Below are 19,539 nucleotides of genomic sequence, written 5' to 3'. Positions count from 1 at the left end.
TCATCCAGCATAACTTCTTTCAAGAAAGTGTGAGGGATCGATGTCGACCACTCCTCGAGGCACCGCCGGACCGCAGGGGTCGAAGCGCCGCCGCATTCACCCTGCCTGGTGGGTGGCGGCCGTCGCCTTCCTTGCCCTGCTCGCCGCAGCAGGCTTCCGGGCAGCACCTGGTGCGCTCATGATCCCGCTCCACAATGACTTCGGCTGGTCGATGAGTGTCATGTCCTTGGCGGTCAGCGTCAACCTCATCCTCTACGGACTCACGGCCCCGTTCGCCGCTGCGCTTATGGATCGCTTCGGAGTTCGCCAGATCGTCGCCCTCGCGCTCTTCCTCGTCGCAGCCGGCGCCGGTGGCAGTGTCATCATGACCGCGTCCTGGCAGTTGCTCGTCTTCTGGGGCGTGCTCATCGGGCTGGGCACGGGGTCGATGGCCATGGTCTTCGCCGCAACTATTGCCAATCGCTGGTTCATCCGCCGCCGCGGATTGGTGATGGGGATGCTCACGGCCGGGTCGGCCACCGGTCAGCTCATCTTCCTGCCCCCGGTCGCCGCAATCGCCGAGTCCACCGGGTGGCGACCCGCTTCGCTGCTCATCGCCGCCGCGGCTCTCGTGGCCGTGCCGATCGTATGGTTCGTCCTGCGCGATCACCCTGAGGACCGCGGAGTCCTGCCCTACGGTGCCGATCCCGAGACCTATGTTCCCGAGGAGAAGCCGACCGGCGGAGCCGCCAAGCGCGCGTTTGCGGGGCTGGCTTTCGCGGTGCGACACCGTTCCTTCTGGGCTCTGGCGATCGCGTTCGCCATCTGCGGGGCAACGACCAACGGGCTCATCGGCATCCACTTCATCCCGTCCGCCCATGACCACGGAATGCCGTCGACAACAGCGGCGGGCCTGCTCGCCGTCGTCGGTGTCTTCGACATCGTCGGCACCGTATTCTCGGGCTGGCTTACCGACAAGTTCGACCCGCGCATCCTTCTCCTCACGTACTACACGTTCCGCGGCGTCGGGCTTCTGCTTCTGCCCTGGCTGCTCTCGGACATCGTGCACCCGTCCATGGTGCTCTTCATCGTCATCTACGGCCTCGACTGGGTCGCCACCGTTCCGCCCACCTCGGCGCTGTGTCGTGAGGTATTCGGCGAGCAGGGGACGATCGTCTTCGGCTGGGTCTTCGCGGCCCACCAGCTCGGTGCTGCGGCTGCGGCCTTCGGTGCGGGCGTCATCCGCGACGTCTTCGGCGAGTACACCTACGCCTGGTGGGGCGGTGCCGCGATGTGCGCGGTCGCTGCCGCGCTGTCGTTTGCCGTGAAACGCAGCAGGCAGTGCTCTTCCCGGACCACCATCATCGCCGAGGCGGCCCCCAGTTCCGCTTCTCGCGCTGAGAACTGAGGCCCGAGATTCGGGTCAGAGGTGGGCAAGGTGTGAGACCGACTTGCCCCAGCGGAATGCGCACGTCATTCTTCTTGTTGACCCTGTATCGCCGTTTCCTATGCTCGAGAGGACGTTCATGAGCAAGTTCGCAGTGACAAATGCCAATACCGGTGAGATCGAGGAGGAGTTCGCCTCCGTTCCCAAGGAAGAGATTCCCGGTTACATCGATCGCGCCCACGAAGCCCACCTGTCGTGGAAAGAGACTCCGCTGCATGAGCGCGCGACGATCCTGCGGAAGTTCGCTGACCTCGTCGATGCCAATGCCGACGAGATGACCGACATCATCGGCCGTGAGATGGGCAAGATCAAGAAGCAGGGACTCGGCGAGGTCGACAAGGTCGCCCGCACAGCCCGCTGGATGGCCGACAACGCCGCCACCCACCTGGCACCCACACATCTGGCTGCCGCAGGTGCGGCCAGCAGCTACGTGCGCCACCAGCCGCTTGGCGTGCTGCTGGGAATCATGCCGTGGAACTTCCCCTACAACCAGATCGCTCGCTTCGTGCTGCCCAACCTCATGGTCGGCAACTCGATCATCATGAAGCAGGCCTCCATCTGCCCGAAGTCCTCACAGTACTTCGAAGATCTCCTCACCGAGGCGGGGCTGCCCAAGGGTGTGTACCAGAACATCTACCTCGACAGCTCCCACGCCGAGGAGGTCCTCAAGGACTTCCGCGTCAAGGGCTTCTCGCTCACCGGGTCCGAGGGTGCCGGTGCCTCAGTGGCCGCCATCGCCGCCAAGTACTACAAGCGTGCCGTCCTCGAACTCGGCGGCAATGACCCCGCCGTCGTCCTCGACTCGAAGGACGTGCCGGCACTGGCCCAGAAGCTCGTCGGACTGCGCCTGGCGAACGCCGGTCAGGTCTGCACCTCACCGAAGCGCATGATCGTCGTCGATGATCTCTACGACGAGTTCCTCGCCGAGGCCGTCAAGGCCGCCGAGGCGACGAAGGTCTCGACCTTCGATGACCCGGATGTCGGCATGGGACCGGTCTCCTCCGAGGGCGCCCTCGATGAGGTTGTCGCCATGATCGACAAGGCAGTATCCGATGGTGCCACTTTGCACACCGGCGGCAAGAAGCTCGACCGTCCAGGTTGGTTCATGTCGCCTGCAGTGATCTCCGACATCGACCCGAAGTCGGACCTCGGCTGCAATGAGCTCTTCGGACCCGCAGTCATGATCTACCGAGCCAAGGACGAAGAGGATGCACTGCGTCTGGCCAATGACACCGAATACGGTCTCATGAGCTCGGTGTGGACCGATGACCTCGAAAAGGGAGAGGAATTCGGTGCCAAGATCAACGCCGGAATGACTCTCATCAACGGACACATGGAATCGGGACCGGAGTACCCGTTCGGCGGCATCAACCGCTCGGGCTACGGCCGCGAGAACGCCCAGTGGGCTTTCCAGGCGTTCACCAACGAACACCTCATCCGCGTCCACGCCTGAATCTAGTCGGGCACAGAGCACAGACAAAGATCCCGCCGACAGCGTCCATATCGCTGTCGGCGGGATCTTCTTTTACGAGTGCTGTCTCAATAGCTTCTCGAGTGGAGGTAAGGGGACTCGAACCCCTAACCCCCTGCTTGCAAAGCAGGTGCGCTACCAATTGCGCCATACCCCCGGAGTACAGGCCGATATTACCCGCTCATACACTGACTGCGCAATCGCAGGGGTGAGTGAGGGATCCGCTGCTCACGAGGACTCCAAGCGCATCACCACACGCCTGGCTCCGCCGATCACGGACTCGGTGTCCGCGACCTTCGTGAAACCCTCCTTCTCGAACATCGAGCGCAGCCCGGGGTAGGTGAAGACAGGTGCCGTCTTCTCCGTCGTGTCCAAGGGATATGCCTCGATCACCTCGGCGCCGTTGGACCAGGCGAAGTCGATGACTCCGCGCAGCACCTGCTGACCGATTCCCTGCCGTCGCTTCCCTCCGCGGGTGCGCAGACAGAAGATCGACCACGGTTCGACATCATCGACTCTCGGATACGTCGTCGGATCGGCCAGTTCCGCGACCTGAGAGCGAGGAGCCACCGATGCCCAGCCGACGACCTCATCCTCGAGATAGGCGAGAATCCCAGGTGACGGCGAATGGGAGCACAGATCGTGAACGGCGGCCTTCCTCGCGGCGGCATCGAGCTTGCCTGATGCTCTGCTGCCGAGCCGATAGGTCAGGCACCAGCAGGCGATGGCATCGGGGCCGCGCTTGGGCCCGAGCATCGTCTCCACGTCATCGAAACGCTCTGCTGTAGCGGGGAGGATCTGAGTGTCCATGAGTCCTTCCTCAGTCCGAACTGTGGCAGACACACTACTCCCACACACCCAACCTGACTACAGTGCCTAGCCGCCTCGGCCCAGGGAACCGCGCACGAAATCTAAGCCTGGACAACCTCGGAATGCAGAGCGGTGACCAGAGGCCCGAGTTCCGGGACTTCGCCTGCTTCGGTCAGCGCCGCCTCAAGGACTTGATCATGTGTTGGTCGGGCAGCTTCGAACAGCTTCCAACCAGCATCGGTGAGTTCGGTGTAGATGCCCCGACGGTCGTCATTGCAGAGGATCCTCGTCAGCAGTCCACGGTCCTCCAGACGGGTGACGAGACGCGTCGTAGCACTGCTCGACAATGCTGCCGCACGAGCCAGCTGCCGCATGCGCATGTGCCAGCCGTCCTGCCGGCTGAGCGCATCCAGAACAGTGAATTCAACGACCGAAAGCTGATGCTCACGCTGGAGTGAACGCTCCAACTCAGTCTCGATCAATGCGTGCAGAGCGGCAAGAGTGCGCCAGCCTCGAGACCGGATCTCGACTGCGTCATCCCTGATGCCCATGTGTCTCTCCCTCACAATCGTCTTCCCCACAGAATACACCACTTGCGCCGATAGAACGCGTGTGCAAGTATTTATATCGTTGCGCATGCAACTACTGCATACGCCTTCTATTGCACACGCGCCGAGGTGGTCCGCCGTCCTGACGCAAAAGGAGATACACACCATGCCACTCGCACTTTTCGCTCTCGCCATCGGCGGGTTCGGAATCGGACTCACGGAGTTCGTCATCATGGGCCTGCTGCCCGAGGTGTCAGCCGACTTCGGCGTCACCGAAACCGTCGCCGGCTATCTGATCTCGGGATATGCTCTCGCTGTCGCCGTCGGCGCCATCCTCATCACAGTGGCGCTGACCCGAGTCAACCGCAAGACGGCGCTCATCGGGCTCATGGTCCTCTTCATCATCGGCAATGCGCTCTCCGCCCTCGCACCCAGCTACGAGCTCATGATGCTCGGGCGGATCGTCGCCGCGCTCTGTCACGGTGCCTTCTTCGGCATCGGCTCGGTCGTCGCGGCCGGACTTGTCGCACCAAACCGTCAGGCGGCAGCCATCTCGATGATGTTCGCGGGCCTCACCACGGCCAACGTCCTCGGCGTTCCCCTGGGAACGTTCCTCGGCCAAGCCGCCGGATGGCGCTCAACCTTCTGGGCCATCAGCATCATCGGCGTCATCGCCCTTGCCGGGATCATTGCCCTCATCCCTGCCGCAGTTGCACAGGCGAAGTCGACCGGAAACATCCTCAGCGAGTTCCGTATCTTCGCATCCGGACAGGTGTGGGCTTCGATCCTCATCACGATCCTCGGCTATGGCGGTATGTTCGGTGCCTTCAGCTACATGGCATTCACACTCACCGGGGTGACCGGGTTCGCCAGTTCCACCGTGCCATGGCTGCTCGTCCTGTTCGGAGTCGGACTCTTCATCGGCAACATCCTCGGCGGCAAGGCTGCCGATAGGAACCTCGGGCGGACACTGCTCGTTCTGCTCATCGGGCTCGTGATCATCCTCGCGGTGTTCTCGCAGCTTGCCGACAGCAAGGTCGCCACGATCATCGCCCTGATCTTCATGGGCGGGTTCGGGTTCGCCACGGTGCCCGCGATGCAGATGCGCATCATGCGCCATTCTCAGGCCGCACCGACACTGGGCTCAGGAGCGAACATCGCAGCCTTCAACGTGGGCAATGCCTTCGGTGCCTGGATCGGCGGACTCACCATCGCCGCTGGCCTCGGCTACTCATCTCCGCTGTGGGCCGGTTCTCTGGTCACCGTCGCCGGCCTCATCGTCTTCCTCATCGGAGCCCTGTCTCGCGGCGGAGAACTGCGTCGCGCTTCGCAGACGCTGGCGAACTCCGAAGACGCAGGAGACGGCGTCTCGGGGACGCTGACTGCACCGACCGGACAGTCGGTCTGAAACCGGTTCGCCACAGCACGGTCAAGGGCTGAGTCATCAAGACCCGAAGTCATCAAGACCCTGAGTCATCCCACGACCCGATGTGCTCAAGGTCCAGAGTTGCAGAAGGCCCCGGGTGTGCACCAGTTCACGGTGCACACCCGGGGCCCACTGTCCCTCAGATCACTCGGCGGGTGACTTCGGGGCCAGGTCGACCACCTCGGCGGGGGCATCTTCCTGGTCTTCGGGCTTCTTGATGAAGAACGAGAGCACCACGGGCACGAGAGCGATGATCGCTGCCAGCAGGAACGCGCTGTGCGCTCCCGGCTGACCGGACTCCGCCACGGAACGGCCTGCCGCCTCACCCGAATGCAGGGCAGAGGAGTAGATGGAGATGAGCAGCGCGGTTCCAGCCGCTCCGGCCACCTGCTGCATGGTGTTGAGCGCCGCAGAACCATGCGAGTACAGCTTGCGCTCCAGCGAACCCAGCGAGGCGGAGAACAGAGGTGTGAACGACGCGGCCAGTCCCAGCGACATGACGGTCTGGATGACAACGAGCACCCACGTGGGCGTGCCGATGCCGACCATGGAGTAGGAGAACATCGATGCGGCGATCATGATCGATCCTGGGACCAGGAGAGTCTTGGGTCCTCGTGCGTCGTAGATGCGGCCCATGACAGGTGCAAGGACGCCCATGAGGATCGATCCCGGCAGCAGGACGAGACCCGACTGGGTGGCGTTGAGCCCGGCGACGTTCTGCAGGTACAGCGGAAGCAGGGAGAAGGTGCCGAACATGGCCAGTGAGACGACGGCCATGATGATGACAGCAATGACATAGTTCTTCGCGGAGAAGACGCGCAGGTCGAGCAGGGCCCGATCCTCCTTCTGCAGCACCAGCTGTCGCCAGGCGAAGAGGGCAAGGAAGACAAGCCCGGCGGCGATCGCAGTCCACGCGAAGCCGGTTGAGGAGCTTCCACCTGCGTCGCCGCCATGTCCTCCGCCGAACTGGCTGAGGCCGAAGACGATGCCACCGAAAGCAAAGACCGAGAGCACGACGGAGACGTAGTCGATCGGAGCGTGGGTGCTCTCGCCGAGGTTGGTCATCCACTTGGCGCCGAGGCCGAGGGCGATGAGCGCGATCGGGAGGACGATGGCGAAGAGCCAGCGCCACCCGAGGGAGTCGAGGACGATGCCCGACATCGTCGGACCGATTGCAGGGGCGAGTGAGATGACGAGGCCGACCCGACCCATCATGCGGCCACGGGAGTGCGCTGGGACGACATTCATCATCGTCGTCATCAGCAGAGGCATCATGATGCCGGTGCCCGCAGCTTGGACGACGCGTCCGACGAGCAGGACGGTGAATCCGGGAGCCACGAGGCAGATCAGGGTGCCCGAGGAGAACAAGATCATCGCCGCCAGGAAGATCTGGCGGGTACTGAAACGCTGCAGGAGGAATCCGGTCGTCGGAATGACAACGGCCATGGTGAGCATGAATGCACTGGTCAGCCACTGGCCGAGCTCTGGCGGAATCCCCAGCGAAGCGTTGAGCTCTGGGATCGCAATGGCCATCGTCGTTTCGTTGAGGATCGCGACGAAGGCGGCGACCAGCAGCAGCCAGATCACCCTCATTCCGGCAGGATCGATGGAGTCAGCCCGCGGATCGTTGGGACGGGACGGTGAGGTGTCGCTGGACAAAGAGGTGCTCCGATCGAAAAATTTTCTGTCATCGCCCGGACTGGGCGGAATACCACAGGCAGAGGCCGAATCTGCGTGTGGGCAAAGAGATCAACGGCAATCTGTCTCAGCTTATTCCGTCAACTTGGGAATATCGGGAAAATCTTACCTGCACACCTGGTTGCATCCGTCACTTCTCCTGGTCGACAACGGATCGATGAACGGCATGTGCACACGGCGCGGATACCCCATCACAGTTCTCTGTGCACCCATCATCAGCGGCTGAGTCCCTTCGACTCCGTTGTTAGCGTCGAGACTGGAAGTCCAGTGCTTCCACTCACAAAGGCACTCCGAGCGAACGGATGAGGAATGACTCTGAAGACCGTAACCACGAAGTCCCTGGCAGCGGCGACGATTGCCGCAGCAGCTTTGCTTGGCACCAGCACTGTCGCCACCGCCGCTGAAGCATCAACTGCCAGCACAGGTGGAACAAACGTCGAGGCCGGGCAAGCGTCCCCGGTGAATCCATCGGCAGAGGTGAAGTTCGACAACACCGGTGACTTCCTCCACCACTACGAAGGACAGGGCCTTAAGAACTCGAAGGGCGGCTACCAGGGCGAATGCGTGAGCCTGATCTCCCGAGCTCTCGAAGAAATCCATGGCGTCGACCACGGCGCGTGGGGAAATGCCATTGACTACCAAAACGGCGGAATCGGCGGCAAGAAAATGGCTGCGAACGGGTTCAGCTGGAACACCGACCACAACTTCGAGAACGGTGACATCCTCGTGTGGGGCGATGGTGCCCAGACCAGCAGCTACGGCCACATCGGAATCTACTACGAAGGACAGGTCTGGCACCAGAACTTCAACGGCGACCGGACTCTGCACACCTACGATGGCCTGATCGACGCATACATCGGCTACTGGCGAGCCTGAGAATCTCGCTCGAAAACCACGAAGGCTCCGAACCATATCGGTTCGGAGCCTTCATCGTCTGGTGGAGGTAAGGGGACTCGAACCCCTAACCCCCTGCTTGCAAAGCAGGTGCGCTACCAATTGCGCCATACCCCCAGAAGGGTTTCACCTTCACACCGAGTCGGTGTGTTCGGACCATTCGGCCTGGGCACTCTGATTGCCGTGCCGCCACCGGAAGAATACTCCGAGTCCCACAAGTGTGAGACCACTGAGAATCCATTTCTTCATGATCCTCCTCGAAAGGATGTGGGCCTACCTGGACTTGAACCAGGGACCTCTTCGTTATCAGCGAAGCGCTCTAACCGCCTGAGCTATAGGCCCTTTTCAGGGGGTGAACCCGAAGTAAAACGATACCCAACCGGTCATTCCAACACAAATCGGCTGACAGTGACTCGCCTCACATGCCCTCATCATACGCGCTGCCAGGTCTCACAAACGTCTGCCGGCGGCCCGGAATTCCCGTGGAGGGCATCCGGGCCGCCGTTCTGGCAAAGGAACCGATGAGGGGGCGTGAGCGCCGAAACAGGCGGTCACAGGCCTCAGACGTCGGTCAGAGTGGGTCAGTCGTCGGTCAGGGTCAGATGGAATCCGCCCGCGATGAGGGATCCGATATTGTAGATGAACGCGGCCAGAGTCGACAGGGCAGTCATCAGCACGATGTTGATGACGGCGATGATGAAGCCGGCCGCCACGACTCGGCCGAAGCCGAAGATTCCGACGATCTTCTCGGCCGACTCCGCGCCGGCAATTTCACCGATCGTCGTCTCCAGACCGCTCATGACGCCGGTGGCTTGGAGGACGACCCAGAGAACGACGAAGGCCACGATGGTGGCGATGCCGATGGCAACGGACATGAGGAACGACATCTTCATGACCGACCAAGGGTCAACCGCCGACACGGTGAGGCGGACCGTGCGCGGGCCCTTCTTCTTTTTGTTGCCCTTGCCGCTGTCGACCATGTTCTTGACGCCCATTTTCACGCTGCCGGAGCTGGCGCGAATGGTGTTGGCCGCGGCTCCCATCGCCGAGGTGGACTGGCCACCTCCCGAGGACTGCTTCGGTGATCCTGTGGCCTGGCTCGAAGGCGCAGAGCCGCCTGTGGCGGTCCCTGCCGAGGACGAGCCACCAGGCCCGCCCGAGGTTTGTCCGGGCGAGGGCTGCCCAGCTGAAGGTGCCCTGTTGGGCTTCGGTGAAGCTTTAGGAGCAGGCGGGGTCACCACCCGGGTCGTATCGGGTGCTTTGCCCGAATTCCCCGAGCCCGCCGAATTGCCGGAGCCGGCAGCACCAGCCTTGTCATCGTTCTTCGACGATCCTGCTGTCAAGCGGGTCGAACCACTGGACGTGCGTATGATCTTGCCTGAGCCTGGCTGTTTGTTGTCGCTCACTCTTCCACATCCTCGCTGCCGGTCTGAGGCTCCACGTCCTCGCCCTCTGGTTCGTCAGCTTCTTCGTCTAGCTCTTCGACCACGGTCTCGGGTCCACGCGTTACTGCGATAATACGGTCATTCTTGCCCGGTTTCGCGAACACCACACCCATGGTGTTGCGTCCCTTTGCCGGAACTTCATCGATATTCGACCGTACGATCTTACCGCGCTCCATGACGACGAGGACTTCTTCTCCCTCGTCGACGATGAGTCCTCCCACCAAGTCTCCGCGCTGTTCCGTGATCTTGGCAACCCGGATTCCCAGACCGCCACGGCCCTGCAGACGGTATTCGTCGACGGGGGTCCGCTTCGCGTAGCCGCCCTCAGTCACGACGAAGACGAACGTGTCTGGCTGGATGACATCCATGGTCAGCAGCTCGTCATCACCCTTGAACTTCATTCCGGTCACGCCGCCGGTGACGCGGCCCAGGGGACGAATCGAATCATCGTCGGCTGCGAACCGGATCGACATTCCCTTGCGGGAGATCATGAGGAGGTGATCCTCGGAGCTCACAATCCGTGCCGAGACCAGTTCATCCGGCTGACCCTTGTACTCACGGAGGTTGATCGCGATGACGCCGCCCGTGCGATTCGAGTCGTATTCGCTCAGACGGGTCTTCTTCACGACACCGGACTGCGTGGCCAGGATGAGGAACTCTGCTTCCTCGTAGTCGCGGATGGAGAGTACCTTGGCGATCGTCTCGCCCGGCTGCAGGGCAAGCAGGTTCGCCACATGCTGGCCCTTGGCATCCCGTGAACCCTCGGGGAGCTCATAGGCCTTTGCGCGGTACACACGACCGGTGTTGGTGAAGAACAGCAGCCAGTTGTGTGTCGAGGTGACGAAGAACTGTTCGACGACGTCGTCGCCGCGTAGGTTTGCGCCCTTGATTCCCTTGCCACCGCGGTGCTGAGCGCGATACAGGTGGTTCTGCGTGCGCTTGGCATAGCCGCCGCGGGTGATGGTGACGACGACCTCTTCCTCCGGAATGAGGTCTTCCATCGATACATCGCCGTCGAATCCGGCCATGATCTTGGTCCGACGATCATCGCCGTAGCGTTCGACGATCTCGTCGAGTTCTTCCGACACGATCTCACGCTGCCGGGCGGGGGTTGCGAGGATGTATTTGAACTCGGCGATCTGCTGCTCGATCTTCTCGGCCTCTTCCTGGATCTTCAGGCGTTCCAGGGCGGCCAGACGACGCAGCTGCAGGTCGAGAATGGCATTGGCCTGAATCTCATCGACCTCGAGGAGGTCCATCAGTCCCGACCGAGCCTCATCGGACGAGGGAGAACGCCGGATCAGTGCGATGACCTCGTCGAGGGCGTCGAGTGCCTTGAGGTAGCCACGCAGGATGTGCGCACGTTCCTCGGCCTTGCGCAGACGGAACTCGGTGCGACGCACGATGACTTCGACCTGGTGCTTGACCCACAGACGGAGGAAGGAGTCCAGGCTGAGAGTGCGCGGCACGCTGTCGACGATCGCCAGCATGTTCGCGGAGAAGTTCTCCTGCAGCGAGGTGTGCTTGTAGAGGTTGTTGAGGACGACCTTGGCCACCGCATCGCGCTTGAGCACGATGACCAGACGCTGTCCGGTTCGTCCCGAGGACTCGTCGCGGAGATCCGCGATGCCTGCGACCTTGCCGTCCTTGACGTAGGAGGCGATCTTCGCAGCCAGGGTGTCGGGGTTGACCATGTAGGGCAGCTGAGTCACGACCAGGCAGGTGCGTCCCTGGATCTCTTCGACCTCGACGACGGCACGCTGTGTGATCGACCCGCGACCGGTGCGGTAGGTGTCTTCGATGCCCTTGCGACCCAGGATGGTTGCACCCATCGGGAAGTCCGGGCCCTTGACGATGCCGAGCAGTGCTTCGAGAGCCTCTTCCTTGCTGGCCTCGGGGTGAGACAGCAGCCACTGCGCTCCGGCGGCAACCTCACGGAGGTTGTGCGGTGGGATGTTGGTCGCCATACCGACAGCGATGCCGGACGAACCGTTGACCAGCAGGTTCGGGAACCGTGACGGCAGAACCGTCGGTTCCTGGTTACGGCCGTCGTAGTTGTCCTGAAAATCGACGGTGCCCTCTTCGATGTCCCTGACCATCTCGAGAGCCAGGGGAGCCATCTTGCACTCGGTATAACGTGGCGCAGCCGCACCATCGTCACCTGGAGAGCCGAAGTTTCCCTGTCCCGCGACCAACGGATAGCGCATGGTCCACGGCTGCACGAGTCGGACCATGGCATCGTAGATCGCCGAGTCACCGTGCGGGTGGTACTGGCCCATGACATCGCCGACGACGCGTGAGCACTTGGAGAAGTTGCGGTCCGGACGGTAACCGCCGTCGAACATCGCGTACAGCACGCGCCGGTGAACTGGTTTGAGTCCGTCACGGACGTCAGGCAGAGCACGTCCGACGATCACGCTCATCGCATAATCGAGGTACGACCTCTGCATCTCGAGATTGAGATCAACCTGTTCGACACGGTTGATTTCGGTTCCGATATCGTTTTCGTCAGCCAATGTGGGCTCTTCCCTTGTGTCTTAACCCGCGCATGAGGGCGGTGCTTGAGTTCATGAAAGTCTGTGTGACCGTCGGTTCCCGGCACAGGCCGGGAACCGACGGTGAGAATCAGATATCGAGGAAGCGAACGTCTTTCGCGTTCTCCTGGATGAAGCGTCGACGCGAGTCAACGTCATCACCCATGAGGACTGTGAAGATCTCATCCGCGACGATCCCGTCGTCGAGCGACACCTGCTTGAGCAGCCGGTGGTCGGGATCCATCGTTGTCTCCCACAGCTCCGAGTAGTTCATCTCGCCCAGACCCTTATAGCGCTGAATCGCCATGTCCTTGGGCAGGCGTTTGCCCGCCGCTTTACCGGCTTCCAGCAATCCGTCGCTTTCCTTCTCGGTGTAGGCGAACTCATGAGGAGCATTCGACCATTTGATCCGATACAGAGGAGGAGTCGCCAGATACACGTAACCGTGCTCGATGAGCGGCTTCATGTAGCGGAAGATCAGAGTCAGCAGCAGCGTCGTGATGTGCTGGCCGTCGACATCCGCGTCGGCCATGAGCACGATCTTGTGATAGCGGAGCTTCTCGAGGTCGAACTCTTCGCCGATACCGGTACCGAAGGCGGTGATCATGGCTTGGACTTCGTTGTTGCCCAGAGCTCGGTCGAGGCGGGCCTTCTCCACGTTGAGGATCTTGCCGCGCAGCGGCAGAATCGCCTGTGTGTTCGGGTTGCGGCCCTGAGTCGCCGAGCCGCCTGCCGAGTCACCCTCGACGATGAAGACTTCGGAGATCGTGGGGTCCTTGGACTGGCAGTCCTTGAGCTTGCCGGGCATGCCCGAAGACTCAAGCAGTCCCTTGCGTCGAGTGGCTTCCCGGGCTTTGCGTGCAGCCAATCTCGCCTGGGATGCCTGGAGTCCCTTGCGGACGACGTCCTTGGCCTGAGCCGGGTTGGATTCCATCCAGTGTCCGAGTTCATCGCGGACAACGCGCTGGACGAAGCCCTTGACCTCGGAGTTGCCCAGTTTCGTCTTGGTCTGACCTTCGAACTGCGGATCGCCGAGCTTGACGGAGATGACCGCGGTCAGTCCTTCACGGATGTCATCACCCGTGAGGTTCGCGTCCTTCTCCCGCAGGAGTTTCTGCTCACGAGCGTAGTTGTTGATCAGCGAGGTCAGCGCAGTGCGGAAGCCCTCTTCGTGGGTGCCGCCCTCATGGGTGTTGATGACGTTGGCATAGGTATGGACCGATTCGCTGTAGGACGTCGTCCACTGCATGGCGATTTCGAGCGACAGCGTCTCTTCGGCTTCCTCGGCCTCGAAGACGATGACGTCAGGGTGGACGAGATCGGCCTTCTTCGTCGAATTCAGGTACTGCACGTAGTCGAGCAGACCATGTTCGTAGTGGTAGGTAGCCTCACGCGGTTTGGCGTCTGTCTCTTCGTCTTCGTCGATCTGAACATTGTCGTCATCCACCTGGACGTGGCGTTCGTCCGTGAGGCTGATCTTCATGCCCTTGTTGAGGAACGCCATCTGCTGGAAGCGGGCGCGCAGGTACTCGTACGAGAAGTCGGTGGTCTCGAAGATCGTCGAGTCGGGCCAGAAGGTAACCATCGTGCCGGTCTCTGAGGTTTCAGCACCACGGGTGAGCTCACCGGTAGGGACGCCTTTCTCGAAGTTCATGTTCCAGAAGTAGCCGTCACGGCGGACTTCGACCTCAAGACGCTCGGAGAGCGCGTTGACCACTGTCGAACCCACACCGTGGAGACCGCCGGCCACGGCGTAGCCGCCTCCGCCGAACTTACCGCCGGCGTGCAGAATCGTCAGGATCACTTCGACGGTGGGTTTGCCCTCGGTGGGGTGCATCGCCACTGGCATTCCGCGCCCGTCATCGACGACTCTCACGCCACCATCGGCGAGGATCGTCACCTCGATGTGGGAGCAGTATCCGGCCATCGCCTCATCGACGGAGTTGTCGACGATTTCCTGCACCAGGTGGTGGAGACCGCGTTCCGAGGTCGAACCGATATACATGCCAGGTCGTTTGCGAACTGCTTCGAGACCCTCGAGTACCGTAATATCCCCGGCATCGTAATGGGGCAGATCCTCGGTCGTCATATGACTCCTTGTAAGGGTGGGCGCTATCAGCTTCCTATTCTACCGCGCCATGACCGGAAATGCCCGTAAGCGGCCCTTTAAGGTGCATTTCCGGATTTTCCAAGCCTCAGATGTACCCCCGGGCACGAACGGGACCGGCTATCGCCGTTTAAGGCTCTCTATCGCTTTTCAGATCTCGGCTCTAGCCGAGTCAGAATTTCACTTGCTGAAGTCCCTCCGAACACCGTCGTTCGGGTTGGCTCTGAGGCTCAGCCGTAGGTGTCGCGAGGTCCCCGGCCGGATACGCTGCGCCGGCCTTTCTTGAAGCTGCGCCCCCTAGGTCCGCGGATCTCGATCTCCGTGATCGTCTGTGAGCCGAGACCAGCCTCGAGCGCTCTGAGGATCGTCGGCTTAAGCACTCGCAGCTGAGTCGCCCAGGTCGTTGAGTCCGCGGCGATGATCAGCAGAGGAGGGGAGAAGTCGACGGGCTTGCAGTGCATCGCCACCTGTTCTCCCACCAGATCCGGCCACCGGCCCAGCACCTTGCCGATGTCGATCGACGAGGACCAACCTCGGGCGGAGATCAGCTTCCCCAGGGCCGATGAGATCGCTGCCGGATCTCGTCTGTCCTTACCTGCGCCGCTGTAGACGGCTTCACCGCGCAGTCGCGAGCGGCGACGGCTGCGAACGAACTTTGCCTCGGTCGCCTCCATCCGTCGGACCCGGTCGAGAGCCTCAAGTGAGGCCACCGGAGTTGAGGTGTCCTTCTGGATGCCGCTCATGACTGCAGACGCTCCTGCCCGATCCTTCGGCCTTCCAGCCCTTCGGGCAGATCTCCGTCCACGGCCGCGGTGATGAATACCTGTTCGGCCTCGGTGATGCGCGACGCAAGTCGGTTGCGGCGTCCGGTGTCGAGTTCGGCGAAGACATCGTCGAGGACAAGGACAGGCTGTTCGGCAGCAGATCCGGCATCGGAGCTGAGCAGGTCCCATCCGGCTAATTGCATGGCCAAGGCCAGGGACCAGGTTTCTCCATGTGAGGCGTAGCCCTTTGCCGGGTGGTCTCCGATCGTCAGCGCCAGATCGTCACGGCCGGGACCGTGCAGGGTCAGACCGCGTTCGATCTCGGTGGTGCGGCGACGTTCGAGGGCGGCCAACAGCAGCTCGCGGCATTCGGCGGCCGATTCGGCCTGCGAATAGTCGATGCGCGAATCATAGCGAGCCTGGATTCCCTGACGCTCAAGTCGAGCATCGGCGGCGATATAGGCGAAGTTCTTCTGCAGCGGCTCGACGATGTCGGCGAGGATCCGCTGCCTGCCGTAGACCAGCTCCGAAGCAGAGTCGGCGTAGGCCATGTTCCAGATGTCCAAGGTCGCCTCGAGTCCCGGGTCACGGTCCTCACGAAGACGTTTGAGCAGAGCATTGCGCTGCTTGAGCGCGCGTTCGAAGTCCGTGATCACCGAGGAATATCGAGGGTTGCGTGAGACGACCAGGGTGTCCATCCACGAACGTCGTTCAGCTGGTTCGCCGCGCACCAGGCTGAGATCCTCCGGCGCGAAGACCACACAGGAGACGAGTCCCAGAATCTCCTTCATCTTCACTGGAGAGCGGTTGACTCGTGCCCGGTTGGCGCCCTTCGACTGAATCGATACTTCCACAGTGGCGTGACGCTGATCGCGGTTGACGAGAGCAGACACGGTCGCCGTCTGCGCGGACTCGTTGACCAAAGGCGCATCGAAGGCAACTCGATGAGAACGCAGATGGGCCAGATACCCGATGGCTTCGACGATATTGGTCTTGCCGGTTCCGTTGTCGGCCACGAATGTGGTGACTCCGGGCTCGAACTCGAGGTCGAGTTCCGGATAGGACCGGTAGTTACGCAGCGAAAGTCGGGATATCCACATTCAGATACGAGTTGGCATGAGCAAGTATCGATACGATTCGTCGGCCGTCGATTCCAGATCTCTCTGTCCCGAGATGATGACGGGTTTCATCGGCTGAGTGAACGAGAAGTTCACGTACGGGCTCTCGATCGCGGCCAGACCCTCGGCGATGTAGTGCGGGTTGAAGCCCACGGTGATCGGGTCACCCTGCAGCACAGCCTCAACGGCTTCCGATGCCTGGGCATCGTCACCGGTGCCGGCGTGGAGTGTGAGCATTCCGTCGCTGACCTCGAAGCGCAGCGGAGTGTTTCGCTCGGCAACGAGGGAGACACGACGAACTGCTTCACGCAGAACGCCTGTTTCGACGATCGCGTGGATCGGCACAGAATCGGGGAACAGCGACCGCACCTTCGGATATTCGCCTTCGACGAGCAGCGAGGTCGTGACTCGGCCCGCCGAGGTGAAGGAGATGAGATCCTTGCCCGCATCGTTGCTCAGGCCGATCGTGACATCTCCGCCCAAGGACTTCGACACATCGGACAGTGTCCGTCCGCGCAGAAGGGCAACGGCGGAGACATCTGGGCGACCTGGATTCCAGGTGAACTCACGGACAGCGAGCCGGTAGCGGTCGGTGGCCAGGAGTGTGACCTTCTCGCCCTCGATCTCAACGCGAACACTGGTCAGGATCGGCAGAGTGTCATCTTTCGATGTTGCGATCGTGACCTGGGAGACGGCGTTCTGGAATTCCCCGGCGGAGACCGTTCCCGAAGCGTCGGGAACCTGCGGCAGCGATGGGTATTCGCCGACCGGCATCGTCATCAGCGAGAAGCGAGACGAGCTGCAGGTGACGTCGACCTTCGAATCGATCTGTTCCAGGGTGACGTCCTGATTCGGAAGAGCTTTGGAGATGTCTGCGAGGAGTCGACCGGAGACGAGGACCGTACCGGGCGTGACCACGTCGGCCGCGATCTCCACTCGGGACGAGACTTCGTAGTCGAAGACGGAGAGCCGGACCGTGCCACCAGCCTCGGCGGTGATGAGGATGCCGGTGAGAACTGGTGCGGAGGGACGACTGGGGAGGGTCTTGGTAGCCCAAGTCACCGCATCGGCAAGGACATCGCGGTTGACTTTGAACTTCAGGGGAGATGCTTCGGCGTTCACTTTACTCCTTCGGGGTGGCCACCCGACGTACTCAAGACACTGGCTTGACGTTGCTCGGAAAACTTTACACAGCCTATCGGAAATATCAGCGTCCCGGCATTGGGCAGCCAACATCATGAACGTCGACAGACACCGACTCAAGCGAGAACTCAGGGATCTCGTATTCGAGAATCGGCTGTGACAGTGTGTTCGAATAAATGGCAGTGCTCAGAATGGGTCTCGAGCTCTCACTCGAGAGCTCCCCAACCGACCCGATGCAGTCGGTGGCGGTCACCCTCTTATTACTTCCATTCAATGAGTAGAAGTATTAGCACCTGTGGAGTTTGTGGACAACCATCGGTTACGCCCTAGTAATCAAGGCTTGGGCGATCTCCGAGGGTGTGGATCCCCTGTGTACGCTCACACATGCTTCGGTGGGCGCTTGGGTAAGCACATCCATGTAGTTCACAGCCGTCCACTCACTTCGTGGAGTTATCCACCATTCTATCCCCAGGATACGCAGTTTGTCCCCATGGTTATCCACAGATGTGTATACCGCGTTCTATAGGCGATGTTGCTGTTTAATGCGGTTTGTTAACTCGGTGACCTGAGTGTAGACCGCTCGTCGTTCGGCCATCTGAGTTCGAATCTTCTTGTTCGCATGCATCACGGTGGTGTGATCGCGACCGCCGAAGGCCTGGCCGATCTTGGGCAGCGACAGCTCCGTGAGCTCACGGCACAGATACATGGCGATCTGCCTGGCAGTGGTCAGCGTTCGCGACCGGGACGTGCCGCACAGGTCATCGAGGGTGAGGCTGAAGTAGGCAGCGGTCTGTCCCATGATGTCGGCTGCGGTGATGGCTGGGGTGTCGTCTTGGGTGATGAAGTCCTTGAGTACTGTCTCGGCCAGACTCACATCGACCTGCTGATCATTGAGGTTGGCGAAGGCCGTCACGCGAATGAGTGCGCCCTCGAGCTCGCGGATGTTCGATGAGATCCGCGAGGCGATGTATTCGAGGACGTCATTGGGAACGTCGAGCTGCTCGCCGGCGGCCTTGCGACGCAGAATCGCGAAACGGGTCTCCATATCCGGAGGCTGCACGTCAGTGAGGAGACCCCATTCGAAGCGTGAGCGCAGCCGTTCCTCAAAGCCCTTGAGCATCTTCGGCGGCTGGTCCGAGGTGATGACGACCTGTTTGACCTCATTGTGCAGAGCGTTGAAGGTATGGAAGAACTCTTCGACCGTCGCATCCTTGCCCTGCAGGAACTGGATGTCATCGATCATCAGAATGTCGACCTCGCGGTAGCGACGCTGGAACGCGGGACGCAGCGAATTCGAGGTCTTCGACGAACCGATGGTGTTGATGAAGTCGTTGACGAACTCTTCGCTCGAGACGTATTTCACTCGGATCTCAGGAAACAGCTGCGTTGCGTAGTAGCCGATCGCGTGTAAGAGGTGCGTTTTGCCCAGACCCGAATCGCCGTAGATGAACAGTGGGTTGTAGGCCTTGGCCGGTGCCTCGGCCACAGCGAAGGCCGCGGCATGTGCGAAGCGGTTGGAAGCGCCGATGACGAAGGTGTCGAAGGTGTACTTCGGGTTGAGCTGGGCGAGTCCGGGAACCTCGACCGGCGGAGTCGACTGGGCGGCGGTCGCCTCGGCGATCTTCATCTCTCGCGTCGTCCTTTCCACAGGTGCCCCATTGCTGGGTGCCGGCCCGGCGTCTTCGTACCTGGGTGACTGCGGCTGCGGGTGAGGCGCGCGGTTGTAGGGAGAGGGGATCTGCGGCTCGGACGCTGGGGCCTGCGTCGGCGCATAGCTTGGGGATCCCGTGGAATCCATCGCCGAGGTGGATGTCTCCGGATCGATTTCGATCGGTGATCCCGGTGTGGGTTCCCCGATGAGATCTTCGAACCGAATCGGTACATCGAGTTCCGGATCGACGACGAACCCGAAGGTCACCTCGAAGCCAAGAACATGGGAGAACTCCCTGGTCAGAGGACCGAGAAGTCGAGTCTCAATGGTTCTGCGCGTGTGTTCGTCGCGGACAGCGAGGAGGACCAGAGCATTGTCGACGAGAGCCTTGGGCAGCGCGAGCGAGAGGAATCCCCTCTGGTGGGCGGTCAGACTGGGGTCCTGATCCAGGGTCGAGACCACCGTCCGCCATTGGCTGATGAGCTCATTCTTGGAATTCGACAC

The 19,539-nt window shown here is 61.4% G+C and carries 14 protein-coding genes and 3 tRNA genes; 4 read left to right on the top strand and 13 right to left on the bottom strand.

All coding sequences use genetic code 11. The annotated features are described in order from the left end of the window. Positions 1 to 40: 40 nt before the first annotated feature. Both PGC08_RS00085 and PGC08_RS00080 read left to right on the top strand, forming a co-directional pair. The gene (locus PGC08_RS00085) at positions 41 to 1,387 is read left to right on the top strand and encodes an MFS transporter (protein WP_101598038.1); all 1,347 of its coding nucleotides are present in this window, start codon (positions 41 to 43) and stop codon (positions 1,385 to 1,387) included. A 118-nt stretch (positions 1,388 to 1,505) separates the two neighbouring features. Then, positions 1,506 to 2,879: an aldehyde dehydrogenase family protein gene (locus PGC08_RS00080; RefSeq protein WP_069599111.1), complete on the top strand. Its 1,374-nt coding sequence runs from the start codon at positions 1,506 to 1,508 to the stop codon at positions 2,877 to 2,879. A gap of 102 nt (positions 2,880 to 2,981) precedes the next feature. On the opposite strand, the gene PGC08_RS00075 is transcribed toward PGC08_RS00080, so the two are convergent. From PGC08_RS00075 to PGC08_RS00065, 3 genes are all read right to left on the bottom strand, one after another. Next, positions 2,982 to 3,054: transfer RNA gene (locus tag PGC08_RS00075), tRNA-Ala, on the bottom strand. A gap of 71 nt (positions 3,055 to 3,125) precedes the next feature. Then, entirely contained in the window at positions 3,126 to 3,707 is a 582-nt protein-coding gene (locus tag PGC08_RS00070) for a GNAT family N-acetyltransferase (RefSeq protein ID WP_271709203.1), read from the bottom strand. Between the two features lie 101 nt (positions 3,708 to 3,808). Then, positions 3,809 to 4,258, bottom strand: a complete 450-nt coding sequence (locus PGC08_RS00065) for a MarR family winged helix-turn-helix transcriptional regulator (RefSeq protein WP_069599109.1) — start codon at positions 4,256 to 4,258, stop codon at positions 3,809 to 3,811. A 163-nt stretch (positions 4,259 to 4,421) separates the two neighbouring features. On the opposite strand from PGC08_RS00065, the gene PGC08_RS00060 reads away from it, so the two are divergent. Further along, the gene (locus PGC08_RS00060; protein ID WP_096157837.1) at positions 4,422 to 5,663 is read left to right on the top strand and encodes an MFS transporter; all 1,242 of its coding nucleotides are present in this window, start codon (positions 4,422 to 4,424) and stop codon (positions 5,661 to 5,663) included. Positions 5,664 to 5,825: 162 nt separating this feature from the next. Here PGC08_RS00060 and PGC08_RS00055 read toward each other — a convergent pair whose 3' ends face one another. Next, the gene (locus PGC08_RS00055) at positions 5,826 to 7,340 is read right to left on the bottom strand and encodes an MDR family MFS transporter (protein WP_069599107.1); all 1,515 of its coding nucleotides are present in this window, start codon (positions 7,338 to 7,340) and stop codon (positions 5,826 to 5,828) included. Positions 7,341 to 7,688: 348 nt separating this feature from the next. Here PGC08_RS00055 and PGC08_RS00050 point away from each other — a divergent pair, with 348 nt between their 5' ends. Beyond that, entirely contained in the window at positions 7,689 to 8,255 is a 567-nt protein-coding gene (locus PGC08_RS00050; protein ID WP_271709202.1) for a CHAP domain-containing protein, read from the top strand. Between the two features lie 59 nt (positions 8,256 to 8,314). On the opposite strand, the gene PGC08_RS00045 is transcribed toward PGC08_RS00050, so the two are convergent. The 9 genes from PGC08_RS00045 to dnaA all read right to left on the bottom strand — a co-directional run bounded on the left by PGC08_RS00045 (position 8,315) and on the right by dnaA (position 19,539). Next, positions 8,315 to 8,390, bottom strand: a tRNA-Ala gene (locus PGC08_RS00045). A gap of 151 nt (positions 8,391 to 8,541) precedes the next feature. Next, positions 8,542 to 8,615 (bottom strand) — tRNA-Ile (locus tag PGC08_RS00040). Positions 8,616 to 8,854: 239 nt separating this feature from the next. Next, positions 8,855 to 9,679: a DUF3566 domain-containing protein gene (locus PGC08_RS00035; RefSeq protein ID WP_236850572.1), complete on the bottom strand. Its 825-nt coding sequence runs from the start codon at positions 9,677 to 9,679 to the stop codon at positions 8,855 to 8,857. Next, positions 9,676 to 12,234: a DNA gyrase subunit A gene (gyrA, locus tag PGC08_RS00030; protein ID WP_009882737.1), complete on the bottom strand. Its 2,559-nt coding sequence runs from the start codon at positions 12,232 to 12,234 to the stop codon at positions 9,676 to 9,678. Before gyrA ends, PGC08_RS00035 begins: the two co-directional genes overlap by 4 nt. Positions 12,235 to 12,343: 109 nt before the next feature. Further along, complete coding sequence (gene gyrB, locus PGC08_RS00025) at positions 12,344 to 14,341, bottom strand: DNA topoisomerase (ATP-hydrolyzing) subunit B (protein ID WP_009882738.1); 1,998 nt, start codon at positions 14,339 to 14,341, stop codon at positions 12,344 to 12,346. Positions 14,342 to 14,589: 248 nt separating this feature from the next. Then, entirely contained in the window at positions 14,590 to 15,102 is a 513-nt protein-coding gene (locus PGC08_RS00020) for a DUF721 domain-containing protein (RefSeq protein ID WP_009882739.1), read from the bottom strand. Beyond that, positions 15,099 to 16,223 carry a DNA replication/repair protein RecF gene (gene recF, locus PGC08_RS00015; RefSeq protein WP_009882740.1) on the bottom strand — a complete coding sequence of 375 codons (1,125 nt, stop codon included), beginning with the start codon at positions 16,221 to 16,223 and terminating at the stop codon, positions 15,099 to 15,101. Before recF ends, PGC08_RS00020 begins: the two co-directional genes overlap by 4 nt. Next, positions 16,224 to 17,363, bottom strand: coding sequence for a DNA polymerase III subunit beta (dnaN, locus tag PGC08_RS00010; protein WP_009882741.1), 1,140 nt, complete (start codon positions 17,361 to 17,363; stop codon positions 16,224 to 16,226). Between the two features lie 541 nt (positions 17,364 to 17,904). Continuing rightward, the gene (gene dnaA / locus PGC08_RS00005) at positions 17,905 to 19,539 is read right to left on the bottom strand and encodes a chromosomal replication initiator protein DnaA (protein WP_114384817.1); all 1,635 of its coding nucleotides are present in this window, start codon (positions 19,537 to 19,539) and stop codon (positions 17,905 to 17,907) included.

The sequence above is a fragment of the Brevibacterium sp. BDJS002 genome (assembly GCF_028201555.1).
GTDB classification, from domain to species: domain Bacteria; phylum Actinomycetota; class Actinomycetes; order Actinomycetales; family Brevibacteriaceae; genus Brevibacterium; species Brevibacterium aurantiacum.
Note: the sequence above shows the minus strand (reverse complement) of the source record. Positions and strands in the feature narration are given on the sequence as shown.